The organism is Nocardia sp. NPDC003269 (genome assembly GCF_042888005.1).
Classification (GTDB): Bacteria; Actinomycetota; Actinomycetes; order Mycobacteriales; family Mycobacteriaceae; genus Nocardia.
On record NZ_JBIAPA010000002.1, the window covers coordinates 1 to 19,240 of the forward strand.

23 protein-coding genes and 1 pseudogene are annotated in these 19,240 nt (G+C 67.7%); 7 read left to right on the forward strand and 17 right to left on the reverse strand.

Annotated features, from left to right (window positions below):
- A pseudogene (locus ACFYWJ_RS10590) lies at positions 1-255 on the forward strand (serine hydroxymethyltransferase); the annotation flags it as partial.
- Between the two features lie 63 nt (positions 256-318).
- On the opposite strand, the gene ACFYWJ_RS10595 reads toward ACFYWJ_RS10590, so the two are convergent.
- The 6 genes from ACFYWJ_RS10595 to ACFYWJ_RS10620 form a co-directional block, all read right to left on the reverse strand.
- Complete coding sequence (locus ACFYWJ_RS10595; RefSeq protein ID WP_355276536.1) at positions 319-1,392, reverse strand: RDD family protein; 1,074 nt, start codon at positions 1,390-1,392, stop codon at positions 319-321.
- Positions 1,389-2,033, reverse strand: coding sequence for a hypothetical protein (locus ACFYWJ_RS10600; RefSeq protein ID WP_355276534.1), 645 nt, complete (start codon positions 2,031-2,033; stop codon positions 1,389-1,391). The genes ACFYWJ_RS10595 and ACFYWJ_RS10600 overlap by 4 nt, the downstream gene beginning before the upstream one ends.
- Positions 2,030-3,271: a hypothetical protein gene (locus ACFYWJ_RS10605; protein ID WP_355276532.1), complete on the reverse strand. Its 1,242-nt coding sequence runs from the start codon at positions 3,269-3,271 to the stop codon at positions 2,030-2,032. Before ACFYWJ_RS10605 ends, ACFYWJ_RS10600 begins: the two co-directional genes overlap by 4 nt.
- Positions 3,268-3,603 (reverse strand): hypothetical protein, encoded by a 336-nt coding sequence (locus tag ACFYWJ_RS10610; protein WP_355276530.1) that lies wholly within the window; start codon positions 3,601-3,603, stop codon positions 3,268-3,270. Before ACFYWJ_RS10610 ends, ACFYWJ_RS10605 begins: the two co-directional genes overlap by 4 nt.
- Before the next feature lie 172 nt (positions 3,604-3,775).
- Positions 3,776-4,759 (reverse strand): LLM class F420-dependent oxidoreductase, encoded by a 984-nt coding sequence (locus ACFYWJ_RS10615; RefSeq protein ID WP_355276528.1) that lies wholly within the window; start codon positions 4,757-4,759, stop codon positions 3,776-3,778.
- Between the two features lie 45 nt (positions 4,760-4,804).
- On the reverse strand, positions 4,805-5,995 hold the full coding sequence (locus ACFYWJ_RS10620) for an FAD-dependent monooxygenase (protein WP_355276526.1): 1,191 nt from the start codon (positions 5,993-5,995) through the stop codon (positions 4,805-4,807).
- A gap of 114 nt (positions 5,996-6,109) precedes the next feature.
- On the opposite strand from ACFYWJ_RS10620, the gene ACFYWJ_RS10625 reads away from it, so the two are divergent.
- Positions 6,110-6,835: a TetR/AcrR family transcriptional regulator gene (locus ACFYWJ_RS10625; protein WP_355276524.1), complete on the forward strand. Its 726-nt coding sequence runs from the start codon at positions 6,110-6,112 to the stop codon at positions 6,833-6,835.
- A gap of 45 nt (positions 6,836-6,880) precedes the next feature.
- Complete coding sequence (locus ACFYWJ_RS10630; protein ID WP_355276522.1) at positions 6,881-7,300, forward strand: limonene-1,2-epoxide hydrolase family protein; 420 nt, start codon at positions 6,881-6,883, stop codon at positions 7,298-7,300.
- A gap of 12 nt (positions 7,301-7,312) precedes the next feature.
- On the opposite strand, the gene ACFYWJ_RS10635 is transcribed toward ACFYWJ_RS10630, so the two are convergent.
- Positions 7,313-7,585, reverse strand: a complete 273-nt coding sequence (locus ACFYWJ_RS10635) for a hypothetical protein (protein ID WP_355276521.1) — start codon at positions 7,583-7,585, stop codon at positions 7,313-7,315.
- 306 nt (positions 7,586-7,891) lie between these two features.
- Here ACFYWJ_RS10635 and ACFYWJ_RS10640 point away from each other — a divergent pair, with 306 nt between their 5' ends.
- From ACFYWJ_RS10640 to ACFYWJ_RS10650, 3 genes are all read left to right on the forward strand, one after another.
- Positions 7,892-9,265 carry a PhoH family protein gene (locus ACFYWJ_RS10640; RefSeq protein WP_355276519.1) on the forward strand — a complete coding sequence of 458 codons (1,374 nt, stop codon included), beginning with the start codon at positions 7,892-7,894 and terminating at the stop codon, positions 9,263-9,265.
- Between the two features lie 185 nt (positions 9,266-9,450).
- On the forward strand, positions 9,451-10,074 hold the full coding sequence (locus tag ACFYWJ_RS10645; RefSeq protein WP_355276517.1) for an esterase: 624 nt from the start codon (positions 9,451-9,453) through the stop codon (positions 10,072-10,074).
- A 79-nt stretch (positions 10,075-10,153) separates the two neighbouring features.
- Positions 10,154-11,008 (forward strand): acyl-ACP desaturase, encoded by an 855-nt coding sequence (locus ACFYWJ_RS10650; protein WP_355276515.1) that lies wholly within the window; start codon positions 10,154-10,156, stop codon positions 11,006-11,008.
- Positions 11,009-11,058: 50 nt separating this feature from the next.
- Here the strand turns inward: ACFYWJ_RS10650 and ACFYWJ_RS10655 are convergent, their stop codons facing one another.
- From ACFYWJ_RS10655 to glpX, 8 genes are all read right to left on the reverse strand, one after another.
- On the reverse strand, positions 11,059-12,462 hold the full coding sequence (locus ACFYWJ_RS10655) for a class II fumarate hydratase (protein WP_355276513.1): 1,404 nt from the start codon (positions 12,460-12,462) through the stop codon (positions 11,059-11,061).
- Positions 12,463-12,543: 81 nt separating this feature from the next.
- Positions 12,544-12,948: a type II toxin-antitoxin system VapC family toxin gene (locus ACFYWJ_RS10660; RefSeq protein WP_355276511.1), complete on the reverse strand. Its 405-nt coding sequence runs from the start codon at positions 12,946-12,948 to the stop codon at positions 12,544-12,546.
- Positions 12,936-13,202, reverse strand: a complete 267-nt coding sequence (locus ACFYWJ_RS10665; protein WP_355276509.1) for a type II toxin-antitoxin system prevent-host-death family antitoxin — start codon at positions 13,200-13,202, stop codon at positions 12,936-12,938. The genes ACFYWJ_RS10660 and ACFYWJ_RS10665 overlap by 13 nt, the downstream gene beginning before the upstream one ends.
- A 332-nt stretch (positions 13,203-13,534) precedes the next feature.
- Positions 13,535-13,843 (reverse strand): hypothetical protein, encoded by a 309-nt coding sequence (locus ACFYWJ_RS10670; protein WP_355276507.1) that lies wholly within the window; start codon positions 13,841-13,843, stop codon positions 13,535-13,537.
- A gap of 492 nt (positions 13,844-14,335) precedes the next feature.
- Entirely contained in the window at positions 14,336-14,710 is a 375-nt protein-coding gene (locus tag ACFYWJ_RS10675) for a hypothetical protein (RefSeq protein WP_355276505.1), read from the reverse strand.
- Positions 14,679-15,083: a hypothetical protein gene (locus ACFYWJ_RS10680; RefSeq protein ID WP_355276503.1), complete on the reverse strand. Its 405-nt coding sequence runs from the start codon at positions 15,081-15,083 to the stop codon at positions 14,679-14,681. Before ACFYWJ_RS10680 ends, ACFYWJ_RS10675 begins: the two co-directional genes overlap by 32 nt.
- 28 nt (positions 15,084-15,111) lie before the next feature.
- Positions 15,112-15,633, reverse strand: a complete 522-nt coding sequence (locus tag ACFYWJ_RS10685; protein ID WP_355276501.1) for a hypothetical protein — start codon at positions 15,631-15,633, stop codon at positions 15,112-15,114.
- Positions 15,634-15,738: 105 nt separating this feature from the next.
- Positions 15,739-16,782 carry a class II fructose-bisphosphatase gene (glpX, locus tag ACFYWJ_RS10690; protein ID WP_355276499.1) on the reverse strand — a complete coding sequence of 348 codons (1,044 nt, stop codon included), beginning with the start codon at positions 16,780-16,782 and terminating at the stop codon, positions 15,739-15,741.
- A gap of 124 nt (positions 16,783-16,906) precedes the next feature.
- On the opposite strand from glpX, the gene ACFYWJ_RS10695 reads away from it, so the two are divergent.
- Entirely contained in the window at positions 16,907-17,473 is a 567-nt protein-coding gene (locus ACFYWJ_RS10695; protein WP_355276497.1) for a DUF4245 domain-containing protein, read from the forward strand.
- Between the two features lies 1 nt (position 17,474).
- Here the strand turns inward: ACFYWJ_RS10695 and ACFYWJ_RS10700 are convergent, their stop codons facing one another.
- Positions 17,475-18,911 (reverse strand): FAD-binding oxidoreductase, encoded by a 1,437-nt coding sequence (locus ACFYWJ_RS10700; protein ID WP_355276495.1) that lies wholly within the window; start codon positions 18,909-18,911, stop codon positions 17,475-17,477.
- An 83-nt stretch (positions 18,912-18,994) separates the two neighbouring features.
- Positions 18,995-19,240, reverse strand: a complete 246-nt coding sequence (locus ACFYWJ_RS10705; protein ID WP_355276494.1) for an exodeoxyribonuclease VII small subunit — start codon at positions 19,238-19,240, stop codon at positions 18,995-18,997.

The following is a 19,240-nucleotide window of genomic DNA, read 5'->3' on the forward strand; positions in this document are numbered from 1 at the left end:
GTCGGTATCACGGTCAACCGCAACGCGGTCCCGTTCGACCCGCGCCCGCCGATGGTCACCTCCGGCCTGCGTATCGGCACCGCCGCCCTGGCCACGCGTGGCTTCGGCGACGCCGAGTTCACCGAGGTCGCCGACATCATCGCCGCCGCCCTGGCGGGCACCGCAGACACCGAGTCGCTGCGCGCCCGCGTCGCCAAGCTGGCCCAGAGCGTCCCGCTCTACCAGGGCCTGGAGGACTGGCGCCTGCTCGGCTGAGCCGATACCGACGAAACGCCCTCGGCGACCGGACTTCTCGGTTGCCGAGGGCGTTCGCCGTATTCAGGACCCGGTCGCGCGATCTTTCACATCGCGACGGCGCACGGCCGGAAGCAAGTAGCGCTCCGGGCGTTCGGGAACGGTGCTGTTGCCGAGGGCGAGCACCGGCATGATCACGCCGACCAGCCACACCGCCAGGAGCCACCGCAGCCGGGGATAGCGGCCCGTGTCGCGGTCGATGACGACGAGCCCGAACACGGCCTTGCCCAGGGTGGTGTGGGTGACCGCCTGGATCAGCACCCGATCGACGAACGAGGCGAGCAGGAAGAAGCCGACCACCATCGCCCAGTCGATCCGCAGGTTGCCCCAATCCTGCTGCTCCACCGCCTGTTCGCTCGCCGGATTCGCCAGCACACCGATCCCGACGCCGATCGCGACGTGCACGGTGACATCGAGAATGTAGGCGAGCGTGCGACGGAGCATGCGGGGCGACGGGAACGACTCGTCGTCCTTCCCGCCACGCAACGGCGCGGGCGGCGGCGTCGGTTCGTACCGCGGTCGTTCCGCGCGCGCGGGCGGCCCACCGGGATCACCGCCGCCGACGAACAACGTCCGCCCGAATCGCGGTGCCGTGTACCACGATGCGTGATAGGCGAACAGGGTCCGCGTGCCACCGGGCAGCGCGACCAGTCCCGCCTTGCGCGGGTCACCCGCGAACCACACCTCCGCGCCGTCGCGGTACCCCGAGGCCGAGATCCACCGGCGCAACTTCAACGTGCCGATCAGTTGGTCGTGGTCATCGATCAAATGCACCCACTCCCGCACTCCGCTGCGCAACCGCTGCACGGTCACGACCTGCCACCGTCGACTTCCGGCCCGCAGGCGCCGAATCGCGGTCCGGGTCATGACGATTCCCGTCACGGTGAGCGGCAAGACCGCGAAGAAGCACAGCAGCGCCATCCGGTCGGCGTCCTCCGCCGTCCGGCCCGTCTTCGTCTGCGCCACATCGACGAAGTGGAGGAACGCCACCGCGCACCCCACGCCGAGCCCGAGCACGACCAGCGCGCGCAGGGTGGTCCACAGGAGCGTCCAGCAGGTCCGTGGTGTGCTCCACGCGCGGGTGTCCGGTCCGTTCACAGCGCGAGCGTGAACTGTGGATGGACGACGGTCTCGAAGGTGATCGAGCCGGCCAGCAGCACCATCATCGCCCCGAAGTCGGACCCGTGCGCCACATCGGCGGTCGACAGCACGGCGACGGCGATCCGGGCGCCGTCGTCGGAGACGACGATCGCCTCGATCTGATGGACGGCGCGGCCCGGCGGCTCCGGTGACGAATCGTCCACGACCGCATAGGTTGTCGACGATTCGACGAACAGGACGGTGCGTCCACCGAGCTCGACCGTTTCGATGTGCGCGCCGCGGCCGTCGGTCGCCTTCTCCTCGGCCAGTTCGGCGATGGTCACCCGGGGGTTCTGGGCGCGTCCGCGATCGAGCAGCGAGAGGGTCAGCCACGAGGTCACCGGGGTGCCGTCCGCGGACGCGTGCTGACCGATCGCGCAGTAGCAGGCGTTGTTGGCGCGCAGGACGGTCAGCAGGTCGGCGATGGCTGCCGCGACCTCGGGAAAATCGCCGGCGACCTCGGCGGGCAGGAACTCGACGATGCTTCCGGCCGACTCGACCGCTTCGTGAATCGAGTCCAGCGGCAATTCGTAGTAGCCGCGCGGCAGGACGACCGACAGCGAGGTGGTCGACCCGTCAGGGGTGGTGTGCGCGGTCAATCTCCAACTCCTTGAGACAGATCGATCGACTTGTAGGAGGCGCCGGTCATCCGCTGCAGCACCGCCAGCGCGGTGGCCGGGCTCTCCTGCATGAAGTGCTTGCCCTCGGCTCCGGTGAGCTGCAACAGCGAATGCACACCCGTGGTCGCGCCGGAGGAGGTGAGCTTGTCGGAGATCCCGAACACGTTCTTGTCGGTGAAGACGCGGGCGACCAGACCCGGATCGTTCGCCGCTTCACCCCAGGTCTGGGCCATCATCCCGAACCGGCCGAGATCGTCGGCGCCGCCGCCCATGAGGCCCACCTTGCCCGCCTTGAACACCCCGGAGGCGCCGGGCACCACGCTCAGCAGGTCGCCGCCGAGAGTCCCGGCGGCACCGAGCTTCTCGGTCCAGCTGCCGTTGACCAGGTCGTCGCGCCATTCGTCGTCCGTGGCGGTCAGGGCCAGCGCGCCCGCGCCGGCGGCCAGCGAGATGCCCAAGGCGATCGCGCTGATCGGCGGCGGGGTGACCAGGGCAAGGATGCCCGCGATCGCGGAGGTCGTCGACAGCACCTCGTGGATCGCGTCACGGTTCTCATCGATCCAGTCGGTGAAACTCTCCCACCAGCTCTTGTCCGGTTCGCTGGGCGCGAAGTTCGCCGCGGCCTCCAGCTCGCTCGCCGTCGTGGCGGCCTTGGCGTTGTGCGCGATCTCGAGGTCTTTCGCGCGGGCGATGATCGCGTCGATCGCGCCCTGGCAGTTGTCGACCGCGGTCGACGCCGAGGTCACCTTCGCGTTGGCGGCGTTGAGCCGGGACTGGGCATCGGCCAGCTCGGACGCGTCGGAGAAGGTCTTGCCCGCCAGGCCGAGGTCGGGATCCGCCTTGGCCTGCTGGAGCGCGGTGACCGCCTGGGCGTGGTTGGCCCTGGCGGTGGCGGCCTCGGTCTCCAGCCCTTTCGCGGTGTCCTGGAAGGCCACGAGATCGGTGTGCCACGCGGCGATCGCGGTGTTGGCCTGCTGCAGTGAGGTCTGGGCGAGACCGAGATCCTGGGCGAGCGTGGCGTCGAAGCTCGCGCGGAAGGCATCGCCCGCCTCGCCTTTCCACACCTCGTCGTTGCTGTTGCGAATGCTGGTGAGCAGCGTGTTGGTCTCGGTGACGGCGTCGGCCGCCGTCTTGAGCTTCGTACCGAGGGTGGCGACCTCGGCGGCGTCGCCCGGGGTGGGGTTGAAACCGAGATTCGGGTAGGGGTTGTCGGTCACTGCGTGGTCCCCGGAGCGACCGCCTGCGGATCGGTCTGCGCGCCCGCCTGGGCGAGCGCCTGCGCGACCGCCGCATCGAGTTGCTGATAGGCGGTGTGGCACTGCGCGATTCCGTCGGCGGTGACGGTCGTGGACTCACAGATCCGTTCGATGCCGTACTTCCACTTGCTCTGGAAGTTGTCGGCGGCGTCGTTCAGCTTGGCGGTGCCGATGTCGGAATTCCCGTCCTTGGACAGCGCGTTCATGGCGTCGGTGAGCACCTGCTCCGTTCCGCGCAGCAACTGGACGGTTTTGCCAAGGACATCGATGTCGACCTGGAGAATTCCAGTCATCTACCCTCCCCGATTCTCTCGTTCTGTTTGTTGGACGCACGAACTGTCGATTCGGTTCCCCCGGATTGCGGAGTGCGACGAACGCGTGTTCCGGTCTGCCAACATAGCCGCCCCGCGGTGCCGCTGTCGGCGCCGCGGGGCGGGCTCGTGCTTCCGAACGAGAAAGAGGCGGTCAGCCGACCAGGGGCTTGAGCGCCCGCCCCGCCGCCTCGATGACGCCCGGCTCGTGTCCGTTGGCGATCATGTTGACGATGACGCCGTCGATACCGTGGTCGAGGACGCGGGTCTGGATCTGTTCGGCGACCTCGTCGGGAGTGCCGACGAACTGGCGGTCGGCGGGGGAGTTGCGGATTTCCGCCGGCGACAGGGCGGACAGGTCGATGCCGGCACGGGCGAGCATGTCGGACTGGAGTTTGCGGGCGCGGTCGCCGTCTTCGTCGGCGATGACGAAGGCGAGGAAGCTGGTCTCCAGGGTGGCCGGGTCGCGGTCGGCCTCGGCGCAGCGCTGGTGCAGGGCCGCGACCTTCTGCGGCAGCAGCGAGGCATTGCTGATGATGTTGAGGTGATCGGCGAAGCGGGCCGCCAGCGCGAAGGTCTTCTTCTCACCGCCGCCGCCGAGCATGATCGGCAGGTCGTCGCGCACGCGCGGCTCGTTCATGGCGTTCTCGGTGTGGTACCAGGCGCCGTCGACGGTGGGCCGCTGTCCGTGCAGCATCGGGGCGATGATCCGCAGCGCCTCCTCCAGCCGCTGGAAGCGCTCGGTGAAGGTGCCGAACTCGAAGCCGTACTGCTGGTGCTCGAGCTCGAACCAGCCCGCGCCGATCCCGAGCACGGCCCGCCCGCCGCTGACCACGTCGAGGGTGGTGACGGTCTTGGCGAGCAACGCCGGATTGCGGTAGGTGTTGCCGGTGACCAAGGCGGACAACTGGATTCGCTCGGTCGCGGTGGCCAGCCCGCCGAGCGCGGTGTAGGCCTCGAGCATCGGCTCGTCCGGCGCGCCGATGCCGGGTAGCTGGTAGAAGTGGTCCATCACGAAGGCGGCGTCGAAACCGGCCGCTTCCGCCGCTCTGGCCTGCGCGATCACCGTGGGGAACAGCTCGCGCACCGAGGACGTGTTGCTGAAGTTGGGCATCTGGTAACCGAGACGAATGCTCATACCGGCGACGATATGACCTGGAGTGCACTCCAAGTCAAGGCCTCGTCAGGCCTCGGTGTAGGCGACTCGCGCCGGGTAGTCGATCAGGTCGATGTCGTTGGCGGCCTTGTCGCCGTATTTCAGCATCATCGAGAAGGCGCGTGAGCCGAGGAACCGGTTGCGGACCTTGATCCCGAGCGCGGTCTTCGGCGCGAGGAACGGCCCGGCGTTGCTGTTGCCCGCGATCTTGGCGTAGCGCTTCATGATCCGGTCGTAGGCGGCGAACGCGGTGACGTGGTCACCGTCGGCGACGGCCAGTTCGCCCGCGAGCACGTACGCGCCGACCACGGCCAGGCCGGTGCCGAACCCGCCGAGGGTGTTGCCGTAGGCGGAGTCGCCGACCAGGGCGACGCGTCCGCGCGTGTAGGCGCCCCGCATCCGCACCTGGCTGATCGAGTCGAGGTAGACGTCGTCGAAGCTCGCCAGGTCGGCGAGCATGCGCGGAACGTGCCAGCCGATGCCCGCGTAGGTCTGCTCGATGATGCGCCGCTGGGCGGCGATGTCCTCGCGGGCGTAGTCGAGCGGCCCGGACGCGAACATGTACAGCTGCTGGGCCTTGGAGCCGCCGTCGATCGCGAGCTTGCCGGGGGAGTTGTGGGCGTAACCGCGCGCTCGCTCGCGCGGGCGGCTGGTGTCGCTCCACGGGCTCGCACCCGCGACGCAGTAGTAGTGCCCGAGGTGCCGCACGAACTCGTCTTCCGGACCGAACGCCAGTTTCCGCACCCGCGAGTGGATTCCGTCGGCGCCGAGGACGAGATCGAAGGTGCGCGGGGCGCCGTGTTCGAATTCGACCTGCACGCCGGCGGCGGTGTCGGTGAGCGCGGTGATCGTGTCGCCGAAGACGTACTCGCAGTGCCGCTCGGTCCGCCGGTACATGATCTCGGCCAGGTCGCCGCGCAGGATCTCGAGGTCGCCGCCGGTGAAGTCGCCGGACAGGAAGGCCAGCTCGCGCTCGTTCTCGTCGACGAAGACGACATCGGTGGTGCCGGTGCGCCGAGCGCGGACCTCGTCGAGGATGCCCATCCGCTCGAGCACGGTCAGATGCGTGGCGCCCTTGAAGTCGACGGCCTGGCCGCCGGGACGCGGCGCGGCGGCGCGCTCGACCACGGTGACGGCGCAGCCGTAGCGATGCAGCCAGTAGGCCAGGGCGGGGCCCGCGATGCTGGCGCCGGAGATGAGAACGGTCAGGTTGCGCATGGTCTGCTCCTCGGCTCGGAATCTGCGTCCGATGGAATCTGTATCCGGTGGACACGAATAAGAGTATGGTAGACACAGTTTTGCGTCAACCGGAATTCTCGAGAGGATGGATCGATGCCGCCGCCGACCACCGTCGAACTGCTGTGGGGTACCGCCCCGCGCCCCAAGCGCGGGCCCAAACCCGCGCTCACCCTGGACGGGATCGTCGCCGAGGCGATCGCGCTGGCCGACGCCGACGGTCTGTCCGCGCTGTCGATGCAGCGGCTGGCCGAACGGCTCGGCTTCACCAAGATGTCGCTGTACCGGTACGTGCCGGGGAAAGAGCAGCTCACCGCGCTGATGCTCGACGCGGCGATGGGCGACCCGCCCGCCACCGGCGGCGCGCCCGCGCACTGGCGCGCCGGCCTGCGCGCCTGGGTGGAGGCCATCTTCGAGCGTTACCGGGCCCATCCGTGGGTCATCGAACTCACCCTCGGCATCCGGCCGATCGGCCCCAACGAGATGAGCTGGACCGAGGCCGCGCTCACCGCCCTCGGCGGCACCGGCCTGACCGGCCCCGAACGGCTCGACACCATCGTGCTGCTCAACGGGCACGCGCGCAGCCTGGCCCAGCAGGTCGAATCGGTCGGCGGCGGCGATTCGGCGATCCAGTTCACCGAGCAGTTCACCGCGATGATGGACGCCGCAGGCGGCCGGTTCCCCGCGGTCAGCGCGGCCTTCGCCGAGGAATCCGCGGCGGCCGCCGCGCCGTCGGCCGCACCCGGCGCCGCCTTCGACTACGGCATCGAACGCATCCTGGACGGGCTCGCGGTGCTGATCGCGCGACGCGCGGATCGGTAGCGCCGAGGTCTGGCCTGCGCCCGGCGAACGCCCTAGGCTCGCCTCATGACCGACCAACCGGAGCTGCCGGAGGACGCCGTCACCGTCGTGCGCGAGTTCTTCGCCGCGCTCGAACTCGGCTCCGTCGACGAGGCGCTCGACCTACTCGACCCGGCGATCGTCTGGAAGAACACCGGACTGCCGACCGTCCGCGGCAAAGAGCGGGTCGCCACGCTGTTGCGCGGGCTGGACCGGCCGCAGCTGGGGTTCGGGGCGGACATGCACCACATCGCGGGCACCGGTGACATCGTGCTCACCGACCGCACCGATTATCTGCGCGCCGGACCGGTCCGGATCGGGTTCTGGGTGAGCGGCACCTTCGAACTGCGCGCGGGCCGGATCGTGCTGTGGGACGACCACTTCAGCATGGGCAATGTGCTGCGCGGCACGGTCGTCGGAGCGGCGCGGGCGGTGCTGCGCCGCTGAGCCCGGCCCGGACTACCGGTGCTTGCTCAGGTAGTCCAGGTAGGTGGGCCGCAGGACATCGGCCAGTTTGCCGTCGCCCGCGTGGATGTAGTCGTCGATCATCGGCAGCACGTACTTGATGTCGGCCTCGCTCTCGCCGAGCTCGCCCGCTTCGGCCTGGGCCGCCGGGATCGACTTGAGCAGGTTCCACAGGAACTTCACGTCGCCGCGCCGCACGGCCGTCTTCACCGCGCGATCGTGCAGTTCCTTCGACGACAGTTTCTCCAGATCCTGGTCTTCGGCCATGCCTCGACTCTAGCGCTCGGCGACTCACCTGGCGCGGATCCGCTGCGTCGGCGCCGGTTAACGACAAATTCACGGACACGTGCGGCTGTCCGGCAGCGCGGCCGGGAGTTGGACGGTAGCGTCGGTGATGCGGGTCGCGTCGGTGTGACTCGTACGGGAGGTCCTGACCGTGACTGAGCAACTCAGTGCGAGAGGGCCGGCACCCGGCCCTCGTGGCGGTTGACCAGCGCGTCACCGCCTACCAGGACGGACCGGTCCAGCGAGATCGTTCGCGCGGGTGCCGTGCGAACACATAAGGAGCCCACCGTGACTGCTGCACGCTCCGTTTCCGCCCCCGCGATGCACACGGCCTCGGCCTCGAAGAAGGGGGTCCGCCCCTCGCGTTCCGGTCGCAAGACTTTCATCGTCGACACCTCGGTCCTGCTCTCGGATCCGTGGGCCGTCACCAGGTTCGGCGAACACAAGGTGGTTCTACCGCTGGTCGTGATCAGTGAACTGGAGGCCAAGCGACACCACCACGAACTCGGCTGGTTCGCCAGGGAAGCCCTGCGGATGCTCGACGACCTGCGGGTCAACCACGGCAGGCTCGACCAGGCGCTGCCGATCGGCACCGAGGGCGGCACACTGCAGGTGGAGCTCAACCACACCGATCCGTCGGTGTTGCCCGCCGGATTCCGTTCGGAGACCAACGATTCCCGCATCCTGGCCTGCGCGCTGAACTTCTCGGCCGAGGGCGAGGACGTGGTGCTGGTGTCCAAGGACATCCCGCTGCGGGTCAAGGCGAGCGCGGTCGGCCTGTCCGCCGACGAGTACCACGCCCAGGACGTGGTCACTTCCGGCTGGAGCGGCATGGTCGAACTCGATGTCGCGGGCACCCAGATCGACCAGCTCTACGCCGATTCGGTGATCGACCTGGACGAGGCGCGGGAACTGCCCTGCCACACCGGGATCCGGCTGTTGGGCAGCAGCTCCAGCGCGCTGGGCCGGGTCACCGCCGACAAGCGGGTCCAGCTGGTCCGCGAGCGGGAGGCGTTCGGCCTGCACGGCCGCTCCGCCGAACAGCGGATCGCGCTCGATCTGCTGCTCGACGAGAGCATCGGCATCGTGTCGATGGGTGGCCGGGCCGGCACCGGAAAGTCGGCGCTCGCGCTGACCGCCGGGCTGGAAGCCGTGCTGGAGCGGCGGACCCAGCGCAAGGTGGTCGTGTTCCGGCCGCTGTACGCGGTGGGCGGCCAGGAACTGGGGTACCTGCCCGGTTCGGAGAGCGAGAAGATGGGCCCGTGGGCGCAGGCCGTCTTCGACACGCTCGACGGGCTGGCCAGCCGCGAGGTGATGGAGGAGGTGCTCAGCCGCGACATGCTCGAAGTGCTGCCGCTGACCCACATCCGCGGGCGCTCGCTGCACGATTCCTTCGTGATCGTCGACGAGGCGCAATCGCTCGAGCGCAATGTGCTGCTGACGGTGCTGAGCCGGCTGGGCACCGGCTCCCGCGTGGTGCTCACCCACGATGTCGCCCAGCGCGACAATCTGCGGGTCGGCAGGCACGACGGCGTGGCCGCGGTGATCGAGAAGCTCAAGGGGCACCCGCTTTTCGCGCACATCACACTCACCCGTTCCGAGCGCTCGCCGATCGCGGCGCTGGTGACCGAGATGCTCGAGGAGTACGGACCGAACGCCTGATCGACCGGCAATCAGGCCGCGTCGCGGCCTGAATCCGTTTGATTACGGCGAACTGTGGGTATTATCCGCCACGACACCAATCCAGCAACGGCTCGGCGAACACTGTTCCGCCGGGCCGTTGCGGATGTCGGCCAGGCTCCATTCCGGGGGCGTGCCCCCGGGGGGCCACTCGCGAGAGGATGGATATGAACCACTTCGCTCGACGTACTGCCGCAGGCGGCGCCGCGGTCCTCGCCGCCGCCGGACTGTTGCTCGCCGCGGGTTGCAGCGACGAGGACAAGGACAAGGCCAACGACACCGTCGGCACCGTGACCTCGGTCATGGGCGGCGCCGGGTCGACCACCACCATGGACCACGGCGGGATGACGACCACTCCCGCCGAAGGCGCGGCGACCACCACACCCGGCGAAGGCGGGATGACCACCACGGCGACCGCGGCGGGTGGCTCGACCACCATCTCCACCCCGAACGGCGACATCACCGTCTCCGGCGAGGTCTACAAGAAGTACGTCGCGGTCGGCGGCGCGAGCAGCCCGCTCGGCGCCCCCGAAGAGCCCCAGGAGAGCGGCCCCAACGGCGGCCAGTACCAGGACTTCACCGGCGGCACCATCTACTGGAGCAGCGACTCCGGCGCCCACATCGTCTGGGGTGACATCCGCGAGACCTGGGAGGAACAGGGCGGCGCCAACGGCCAGCTCGGCTACCCGACCAGCGACGAGACCAACACCGCCAACGGTGGCAAGCAGAGCGAGTTCACCGGCGGCACCATCGTCTGGGTCAACGGCGAGACCACGGTGACCACGAAGTAGCTCGTGCCCCGGTCCGGCGTGGGGACCCGATCGCCCCCGTAGGTCCCCGCGCCGACGGCCGAACCACTATGTTGTCGGGGTGCAGAAAACTTTGACCGACCGTGAGCTGCTGGATTCGCTCGCGGATGTGGTGGAAACCAACCTGGCGCGGCACACCGAGGTGGCCGAGGGCTGGCAGCCGCACGAGTTCGTGCCGTGGGCCGACGGGCGCAACTTCGCCTTCCTCGGTGGCACCGACTGGACCCCCGAGCAGTCCGAGCTGAGCGCGACCGCCGAGCTCGCGCTGACGGTGAGCGTCCTGGTCGCCGACAATCTGCCCTCCTACCACCGGGAGCTCGGCAAGCATCTGCGCACCGGTCCGTGGTGGCGCTGGGTCGGCCGGTGGACGGCCGAGGAGAACCGCCACGAGATCCTGATCCGCAACTACCTGATGGTGACGCGCGCGGTGGATCCGGTCGCGCTCGAGCGGGCCCGCATGGCGCACATGACCGAGGGCTTCAACCGTCCGCCGCTGCACCTGATCGACGTGCTGGCCACCTGCGCCTTCGAAGAGCTCGCCGCCGCGATCCGGCACCGCAACACCGCCGCGCTCGGCGAGAACCCGGTCGTCACCGCCATCGCCGAGAAGCTGGCCGCCGACGACGAACTGCAGGCCGACTTCTTCGCCGTCCTCGTCGCCGCCGCCCTCGACCTGGTCCCCGACCAGGCCGTGCGCGCCATCGCCGACCAGGTCGCCGCCTTCCGCGTCCCGCACGTCGACCTGCCCGGCGGCGGTTCCAGCGACGAGGCCCTGGCCGTGGCGGGCATCTACGACCCCGCCAAGGAAGGCGAGCTGGTGTTCAAGCCGCTGCTGCAGCGCTGGAACATCTTCACCCGCACCGACTTCAGCGAAGAAGGCGAGAAGGCCCGCGCCGAACTGGCGCACCTGGCCTGATCTTTCGCGCGAACGGCCGTCACCTCGCGAGGTGACGGCCGTTCGCCGTTTCAGTCGCGGTCCACGTTGGCCATCGCCAGCACGTCGAGCTTGCTGTCGAGCTCATCGACCGAGAGCTTGTCCGGGGTCAGGCCCCGGTCGATGACCGTCTGGCGGATCGTCTTCTTCTCGCGCAGTGCCTGTTTGGCGACCGCGGCCGCCTCCTCGTAGCCGATGGCCGAGTTGAGCGGGGTGACGATCGACGGCGACGATTCGGCCAGCGTGCGCAGATGCTCCTCGTTCGCGACCAGACCGACGACGCACTTGTCGGCGAACAGCCGAGAGACGTTGGCCAGCAGCCGAATCGACTCGAGCAGGTTGCGCGCCATCACCGGGATGTAGACATTGAGCTCGAACGCGCCGCTCGCGCCGCCGAACGCGATGGCCGCGTCGTTGCCGACGACCTGCGCCGCGACCTGTGTGACCGCTTCGGGCAGTACGGGATTCACCTTGCCCGGCATGATCGAGCTGCCCGGTTGCAGATCGGGCAGCTGCAGCTCGCCGAGACCGGTCAGCGGGCCCGACCCCATCCAGCGGATGTCGTTGGCGATCTTGGTCAGGCTGACCGCGACGGTGCGCAGCGCGCCGGAGGCCTCGACCAGCCCGTCGCGCGCGGCCTGGGCCTCGAAGTGATCCTTCGCCTCGCGCAGCGCGTCGATTCCGGTGCTGCGCACCAGTTCCGCGACGACCTTCGTGCCGAAACCGGCGGGCGCGTTGAGCCCGGTGCCGACCGCGGTGCCGCCGATCGGCAGCTCGCCCAGCCGCGGCAGCGTGGCCAGCGCCCGCTCGATGCCCGCCTCGATCTGGCGGGTGTAGCCGCCGAACTCCTGTCCCAGCGTCACCGGCACCGCGTCCATCAGATGCGTGCGGCCCGACTTCACCACCGTGCGCCACTGCTCCGACTTGTCCAGCAGCGCGAGCCGCAGATGGTCCAGCGCCGGAACCAGCTCGGTGATGACGGCCTCGGTGGCGGCCAGATGCGTGGCGGTGGGGAAGGTGTCGTTGGACGACTGCGACATGTTCACGTCGTCGTTGGGGTGCACGCTCACCCCGTTGCGCGCCGCGATCGAGGCGATCACCTCGTTGGCGTTCATATTGGAACTGGTGCCCGACCCGGTCTGGAACACATCGATCGGGAACTGATCATCGTGGCGCCCCTCGGCGATCTCGTTCGCCGCCGCGATGATCGCGTCCGCCTTCGCCGGATCCAGCAACCCCAGATCCTTGTTGACCTGCGCGCAAGCGGCCTTCAACAGCCCCAACGCCCGGATCTGCGCCCGCTCCAACCCCCGCCCACTGATCGGAAAGTTCTCCACGGCCCGCTGCGTCTGCGCCCGCCACAACGCGTCGACCGGAACCCGAACCTCCCCCATCGTGTCGTGCTCGATGCGGTACTGCACGTCGTCATCAGCCATGACTCGACCCTAGGACGATCCCACCCCGAATGGGGTCCCCACACCCCCGCAAAATCCCACACTCCGGCGGGGAATACGCCATCACCCGACCAGGCGGACGTCCACTCCGGGAAGTGCGCCGAAATCGGCGCGTTTGTCGGTAGTGACGACGGTGCGCCCGGTCGCTCGCGCGGTCGCCGCGATGATCAGATCGTGCGCACCTCGGGGCGACCCCGTACCCCGGACGTAAGTCAGTAGCTCAGCATGATGCTCGGCGACCGAGTCGTCGTAAGGGATGCTCGGCACGATGGCCCGGAACTCGGTGAGGAAGGCTCGCGCGCTCGCTTGCTTCGCCGGGTTCGTCTGACCAGCCAGCCCGGTGAGGTACTCCGCGATGACGACCGCCGCGACAGCGACATTGTCGTCATCGGCGATGACATCGGGAAGGGCGACAGTGCCACGATCGATGGCGATCAGAATGCCGGTATCGAGGATCAGTCTTCCCATGGATCGCTGTCCGCGTCGGCGCTCGCGTATCGGTCGATCGACTCGACCGCAGCCTCGAACTCCGCATCCAAACCGATGTGGCCCGCCCACTGCTTTGCCAGCTTGTTCAGGCTCTTACCGTTCGCCCGCGGTGCCGGAACGAGGCGCGCCACGCACACGCCCTTACGGGTGATGACGAACTCTTCCCCCGCCTCGGCCTCGTCGAGAACCCGCGCGAACGCCCGTGCGGCCTCGGTCGCACTGATCTCCTTCATTCCATCATGGTATCAGAATCTGATAATCAGACACGGCTCTCTGGGCGTCAGGTGCAAGGCGATGGATCGCAGCTGGACGATCTTTGACGCAATGATTGCGTCACTACGTCATCGAGGGTGCCTTGCCGACCTGATCAGGACGTCTCTGTCGTGCGGGTCCTGTCCGCGCTCCATGACGTAGCGATGGCCGGCCGAGTTTTGCAGGTCGCGGTACGGGGTGATCATGCAGCAGGTCGTGACCATTCGTGACAGCCGTCAACCGTCGAGCTTAGTGGCATCGGCCTATGAGTTGGCTTCCTCCATGAGCAGCGGATCCAAACAAGGGGCCAGAGTCAGTCATGGCTGTTTTTATTCTGTCGGAAGAGTGACATCTTGACTGCCGATTCAAATTCTTCTGAAATTACGCCCGAAAAATGAAGGAGTCCATTGTGCGGTGGATCGAGTAGATCGCAAGTACGGCCGTAGCGAAGGATATTTGCTACTCTGAGTTCCAGGGCTATCTCGCGGCCATCCCGCAGTGTTCCGCCGTATACGATATCTCCGATCTTAATCGTTCCTGACAGGCATCGGACAATGCACTCCGCCTGACCCGGGCGGGTGACCGTGTGCTCGACGATTTCGATGGTTCCGCTGGTTGCCATGGGCGCCTACTCTGTCGATGGCATCCTTGTTTGGAAGCAAACGAGGCGGGTGGGCGAATCTCGCCCACTCTGTTTGGGTGCAATACGTAAACCGTTTGATACCTGTTAGCAGGGCTGTGCTTATCCAGAGTTCTTAGTTGAATGCTGGGGGAGTTCCCCGGCCTCCCATAGCTGATCGAGGCGCGCAAAGAATGCATTCGAATCATCCTCCAGCTGTAGCCGCTCCGATTGTTTGAGGTCCGCGAGTGGATCATTGAGGGTAAATTCTCCCAGTAGCGGTCCAGACCATCCTTTGAACCGGCGACAGGATGCACACCACATATAGGTGACTTGTGTTGGACTGTTTCTCCGGGAGCTGCGGTATCGATAGTTTCTGACTTTCTTCCTGCCACAGGCAGGGCAATGACGCTCCGAGGGATCCGTGCTTAGCTTCGGTCCGGACGCGAGGGCTTGGACCTGTTCGTGGTTGTACTCCATCGGATAGCCTCTTGGTTAGCTCAACTCGTCGAACTCGATCAGGTCCTCGATTGCTTGGCGAAACCAGCCGTATAGGCCGGGATATTCTGTTCTTGCCTCGCGTCCCGGGCTGGCGAAGTCGTGAACGATGAGTACGCGCCTATTATCCGGACAAACCCAGCATGCCACGTCATCGCAATCGCCCCGCGCTGCAAATGGAATATATCGTTGGTCGGGATAGTGATCTTGCAATCCGGAATTGCGAATACGCAATAGTTCGCCACCCAAGATCTGCCACGGTTCAAGGTCGGTCAGTCCTCGATCGATGATCCCCTTGAAGCTGCTGGGATATGCAAACTCATCCGGAAGTTCTGATTCATCAGGCAATTCCAACATTAGTTGCCATTCCATCCTCTGTCGGGTAAATGGCGATCCTGCCAGGGCGTAGGCGGATCGCCTGCCCGGTAGACAGGGCTCCGCGATTCAGTGTCTCGACGAGGACGAGTCCTGGGTGGAGATCGAGGCTGATAACACCGTCATCGAAGACGGTGGCGATGGTTCCACACACCTCCAGTTCACCGTCGCGCGCGGCTACTCCGAATTTCGAACTGTTCGGCACTGGCATTTCGGCGACCAGCACTTCATCGATTTCGACCTCGACGTTGTACTGCACTCCCTGACTGCCAGAGCTGCTGCCCTCCCAGGTTGCCCGCCAGTCGCCGTTCTGTGAGCGGAAAATGCCTGATCCCCCCGTGGCGATATCGGACAATGGCATTACCAGCATCGCCGATACCTTTCGAGAAAGACGCCGATCAGCGAAGCCGAGTGGCATCGCACCATGAACTGGCCGCCTCCATGCGCAGCGGATCCACCTGTTCGGCGCCGGTGATGTATAGCGCCCAAAGTAGTTCGCCGTGGGGAACGTGCGGTTCTCCGAGAGTGTCTACCCAGACAGCAACACCATCCGAGCGTTCGGTGACATCCCACCATGTCCATGCGCGCAGATCGGGGTCGAAGCAGTAGATCCATTCCTCCGGTTCCCAAGGATCACCCAGTCCCGCTGCGACATAGTTTCTCGAGCCCTCGATGCTCGGCACATCCGGCGTCTCTCGGAACCATGTGGGCAATGGATCGAGCGTAACCACTTCATCTTGGTCGAAGTCTGTCGTCTGTGCGATCTCGACTGCCGCTGAGATCAGTTCCCGCAAGCGTTGAGTGTATGTGCGACGTGGTACGGCGGGGTGTACCAAGAACATCGCCAAAGTGCCGGTGGGGGTGGTCACGGGATGTGACATGACCCGCGCAAGCTCATTCGACGGACTGTTTTCGTCCATCGCGGTCTCCCGTCATAGATGCGGGTTACCGGCGAGGTGGGTGAACCGTGCAGGGATCGATCAAGGACAGGGCCGCGCACACCGGGTGCGCGGCCCGTCATGGGATCAGGGCAGCGGCGGGTTGGCGCTGTCGTCGCCGTCGAAGTCGACGGAGGAGTATTCGCGGAGCTTGGTGAGGCGGTGGTAGGCGTCGATCATGCGGACGGTGCCGGACTTGGAGCGCATGACGATCGACTGGGTGGAGGCGCCGCCGCCGAAGTAGCGGACGCCGCGCAGGAGGTCGCCGTCGGTGACGCCGGTGGCGCAGAAGAAGACGTTCTCGCCGGCGACCAGGTCGGTGGTGGACAGGACGCGGTCCAGGTCGTGGCCCGCGTCGATGGCCTTCTGGCGCTCCTCGTCGTCCTTGGGCGCGAGCATGCCCTGGAGCTCACCGCCGAGGCAGCGCAGCGCGGCGGCGGCGATGATGCCCTCGGGGGTGCCGCCGATGCCGACCAGGATGTCGACGCCGGACTCGGGGCGCGCGGCGGCGATGGCGCCGGCGACGTCACCGTCGGAGATCAGGCGGATGCGGGCGCCCGCGTCGCGGGTCTGCTGGATGATGTCGGCGTGCCGGGGGCGGTCCAGGATGCAGACGGTGAGGTCGGACACCGAGGACTTCTTGGCCTTGGCGACGCGGCGGATGTTCTCGCCGATCGGGGCGGTGATGTCGATCGAGCCCGCGGCGTCGGGGCCGACGGCGATCTTGTGCATGTAGAACACGGCCGACGGGTCGAACATGGCGCCGCGCTCGGCGACCGCGAGCACCGAGATGGCGCCGGGGGAGCCCTTCGACATCAGCGTCGTGCCGTCGATCGGGTCGACCGCGAAGTCGACCTCGGGACCGGTGCCGTCACCGACCGCCTCGCCGTTGTACAGCATCGGCGCTTCGTCCTTCTCGCCCTCGCCGATGACGACGACGCCCTGCATGGAGACGGAGCTGACGAGCTGACGCATGGCGTCGACGGCCGCACCGTCGCCGCCTTCCTTGTCGCCGCGGCCGACCCAGCGGCCCGCTGCCATCGCGCCTGCCTCGGTGACTCGGACCAGCTCGAGTGCGAGGTTACGGTCGGGTGCCTCGCGGCGGCTGGGGGCGGGCGATGATGCCGTCATTGCGAAGTGCCTCCTTGGGCGTTGGTGTACGGGGGCAATTGTCGCATTAGGATCGGCACACCCGTGCACGACCTGCGATGCCCCGTCGGTGGCCTGGTCAGAGCCCGAGTGGATACTGGTAGCCGTGGCCCAGCAGAAGCACCGGATCTTCAACGACTATCGCGACCTGTTCTGGTCGCTGATTCCGCTGGTGCTGATCGCCATCGTGCTGGCGGGCGCGGCGAGCCAGTGCACCGTCGCGACGAACGGCCCGACCCAAGGTCAGATCCCCCATTTCGACGCCGACGCGGCCTTGAAGTCCGACGCGAAGACCCTGCCGTTCGCGATCCGCAAGCCGGAGTTGCCGCAGGACTGGGTGTCGAACTCGGGCAGCCGCGACACGATCGTCAGCTCGGGCGTCGGCCCGGTCAGCACCGTCGGCTACCTGACTCCGCAGGGCACCTACATGCGGTACTCGCAGACCTCCGCCTCCGAGGAAGCCCTCGCCCGCCACGTGCTCGGCTCGCGCTACGCCACCGGCACCCAGGACATCGCCGGGCAGAAGTGGGTCGTCTACACCGAACCGACCGAGGAGACCGCCTGGATCACCGATCTGGGCGGCGTCCGGATCCTGATCACCGGCGCGGGCAACGAGGCCGCGTTCACCACGCTGGCGCAGGCGGTCACCACCGCGCAGCCGCTGTCGAAGTAGCTCAGCGGCCTGCCGTGTCGCTGAGCCGGTAGGTCCAGCCGGAGGTGGGCAGGGCCGTCGAGGTGGTGATGACGTCGGTGGCGAGCAGGTCGTCGACCTTGCCCTGCGCGAGCAGACCGTGCGGGTCGAAGGCGCGTTTGGTCGCGATCTCCCGCGGTCCCCACGGTTTCATGCCGCCCGCGCCGAGGACCGGTGTGTGCGGATTGGCGATGGAGAGCCCGGCCCGCTGCAAGCGCTCGGTGATCGCGGCGAGCTGGGCCCGGCTCTCGTAGGCGAACACCGGCGAGCCCTGGGCGGACAGGGCGCCGTCGATCCGCTTCATCTCCACGTGCAGCGGCCCGAGGTCGGCGAACTCCCGGTGCACCCGCACGATCGACGCGTACAGGTCGGCGGGCGGGAACAGCGCCATCAACCCGGTGAGCGTCGGGTCGCGGCGCTGGTAGTGCAGCATCGAATGGCCCCAGGTGAACTCGTAGAGCGGCACGCCGTAGACGCCCTTGCCCTCGAGGCAGCGGTAGCGGACCTGCCCGCCGCACGCGTGCGCCAGATCCTCCACGTTCGGCACCGACTGCACCGCGGCCAGCACCAGCACCATCGCCGCGCCGTCGGGGATCAGCCCGGCCAGGCCGGGGAAGTACTGCGGGAGCGGATGCGCGTGCGGGGAGACCACCTTCTTGAGCACCCCGTCGCTGGTGCCGAGGTCGACCGAGAACCGGGCGGCCTGCTCGAATTCCGGGAACGCGATCACCAGCTCGTGCCACTCCCAGGCGGGCGCGACGGGCAGTTCGACCTCGGTGATGATGCCGTTGGCGCCGTAGGCGTGGTGCACCGTGGTGACGTCGCTGCCGCGCAGCTCGACCAGGCGGGGTTGTTCCTCGACCGTCATCACTTCCAGCGCGGTGATGTTGCCCGCGTCGCGCAGGATGCCCCACTGACAGCTGCCGACCCCCGCGTGCCCACCGGCGATGTAGCCGCCGATCGTGGCCTGGTGCGCGGTGGAGGGGTGCATGCGCAGCTCCCAGCCGGACGGGCGGATCGTCGCGTCGATGTCGGCGACCACGGTGCCGGTCAGCGCGCGCACCGAGCGCGGTGGCTGTCGGGCCCGGTCACCGTGCCAGCCGACGACCCCGGCGATGGCGGTGACATCGATCACCGCGCCGCCGGAGAGCGGAACACCCTGGCCGAACTGGCCGGAACCGGCGCCGCGCACCGTGATCGGAACCCGGTGCCGGGCGCACGCCGCGACGGCGACGCGCAGTTCCTCCTTGGTGCGCGGGGCGATGAAGATCTCGGCATTGCGGCCGCGCAGCAGGTCACGCAGGACCGGGCTCTGGGCGAACCGGTCCCGGCTCTTGGTGCGCAGCCTGCGCGTGTCGACGGAATGGTCGACCGCGCCGAGTTCGGTGCGCAGTCGGGCCAGCGCTTCGGTGCGTGACATCGCGGTGCCTCCCAGTGCCGTCGAGACGTGCGCACCAGGGTGCCCGCACCGTGTTTCGTCGCCGTAAAGGCGGCGTTGCCCGGCTACTCGCTCGCGTCGTCGGCGTGCGAGATGGCGTCTTCCACGCGCTTGCGGGCACCGGCCAGGTGCTGCTCGCAGCGGGTCGCCAGGGCCTCGCCGCGCTCCCAGAGGGCGAGCGAGTCGTCGAGATCGAGACCGCCCTGCTCCAGCATCTTGACGACGTTGACGAGTTCGTCGCGGGCGCGTTCGTAGCCGAAGGCGGCGATCTCGGCGAGGGTGTCGGCGGGCTCGGTTCCGGCGTCGGGCAC

What these genes read in the sequence shown, in the direction of transcription:
- ACFYWJ_RS10615 (WP_355276528.1), bottom strand. Translation starts at nt 4,759, where the DNA reads ATGAGCATTCGTCTCGGTTACCAGATGCCCAACTTCAGCAACACGTCC.
- ACFYWJ_RS10675 (WP_355276505.1), bottom strand. Translation starts at nt 14,710, where the DNA reads ATGGAATGGCAACTAATGTTGGAATTGCCTGATGAATCAGAACTTCCG.
- ACFYWJ_RS10610 (WP_355276530.1), bottom strand. Translation starts at nt 3,603, where the DNA reads ATGACTGGAATTCTCCAGGTCGACATCGATGTCCTTGGCAAAACCGTC.
- ACFYWJ_RS10635 (WP_355276521.1), bottom strand. Translation starts at nt 7,585, where the DNA reads ATGGCCGAAGACCAGGATCTGGAGAAACTGTCGTCGAAGGAACTGCAC.
- ACFYWJ_RS10700 (WP_355276495.1), bottom strand. Translation starts at nt 18,911, where the DNA reads ATGTCACGCACCGAAGCGCTGGCCCGACTGCGCACCGAACTCGGCGCG.
- ACFYWJ_RS10625 (WP_355276524.1), top strand. Translation starts at nt 6,110, where the DNA reads ATGCCGCCGCCGACCACCGTCGAACTGCTGTGGGGTACCGCCCCGCGC.
- ACFYWJ_RS10670 (WP_355276507.1), bottom strand. Translation starts at nt 13,843, where the DNA reads ATGGCAACCAGCGGAACCATCGAAATCGTCGAGCACACGGTCACCCGC.
- ACFYWJ_RS10660 (WP_355276511.1), bottom strand. Translation starts at nt 12,948, where the DNA reads ATGGGAAGACTGATCCTCGATACCGGCATTCTGATCGCCATCGATCGT.
- ACFYWJ_RS10620 (WP_355276526.1), bottom strand. Translation starts at nt 5,995, where the DNA reads ATGCGCAACCTGACCGTTCTCATCTCCGGCGCCAGCATCGCGGGCCCC.
- ACFYWJ_RS10655 (WP_355276513.1), bottom strand. Translation starts at nt 12,462, where the DNA reads ATGGCTGATGACGACGTGCAGTACCGCATCGAGCACGACACGATGGGG.
- glpX (WP_355276499.1), bottom strand. Translation starts at nt 16,782, where the DNA reads ATGACGGCATCATCGCCCGCCCCCAGCCGCCGCGAGGCACCCGACCGT.
- ACFYWJ_RS10685 (WP_355276501.1), bottom strand. Translation starts at nt 15,633, where the DNA reads ATGGACGAAAACAGTCCGTCGAATGAGCTTGCGCGGGTCATGTCACAT.
- ACFYWJ_RS10630 (WP_355276522.1), top strand. Translation starts at nt 6,881, where the DNA reads ATGACCGACCAACCGGAGCTGCCGGAGGACGCCGTCACCGTCGTGCGC.
- ACFYWJ_RS10665 (WP_355276509.1), bottom strand. Translation starts at nt 13,202, where the DNA reads ATGAAGGAGATCAGTGCGACCGAGGCCGCACGGGCGTTCGCGCGGGTT.
- ACFYWJ_RS10680 (WP_355276503.1), bottom strand. Translation starts at nt 15,083, where the DNA reads ATGCTGGTAATGCCATTGTCCGATATCGCCACGGGGGGATCAGGCATT.
- ACFYWJ_RS10645 (WP_355276517.1), top strand. Translation starts at nt 9,451, where the DNA reads ATGAACCACTTCGCTCGACGTACTGCCGCAGGCGGCGCCGCGGTCCTC.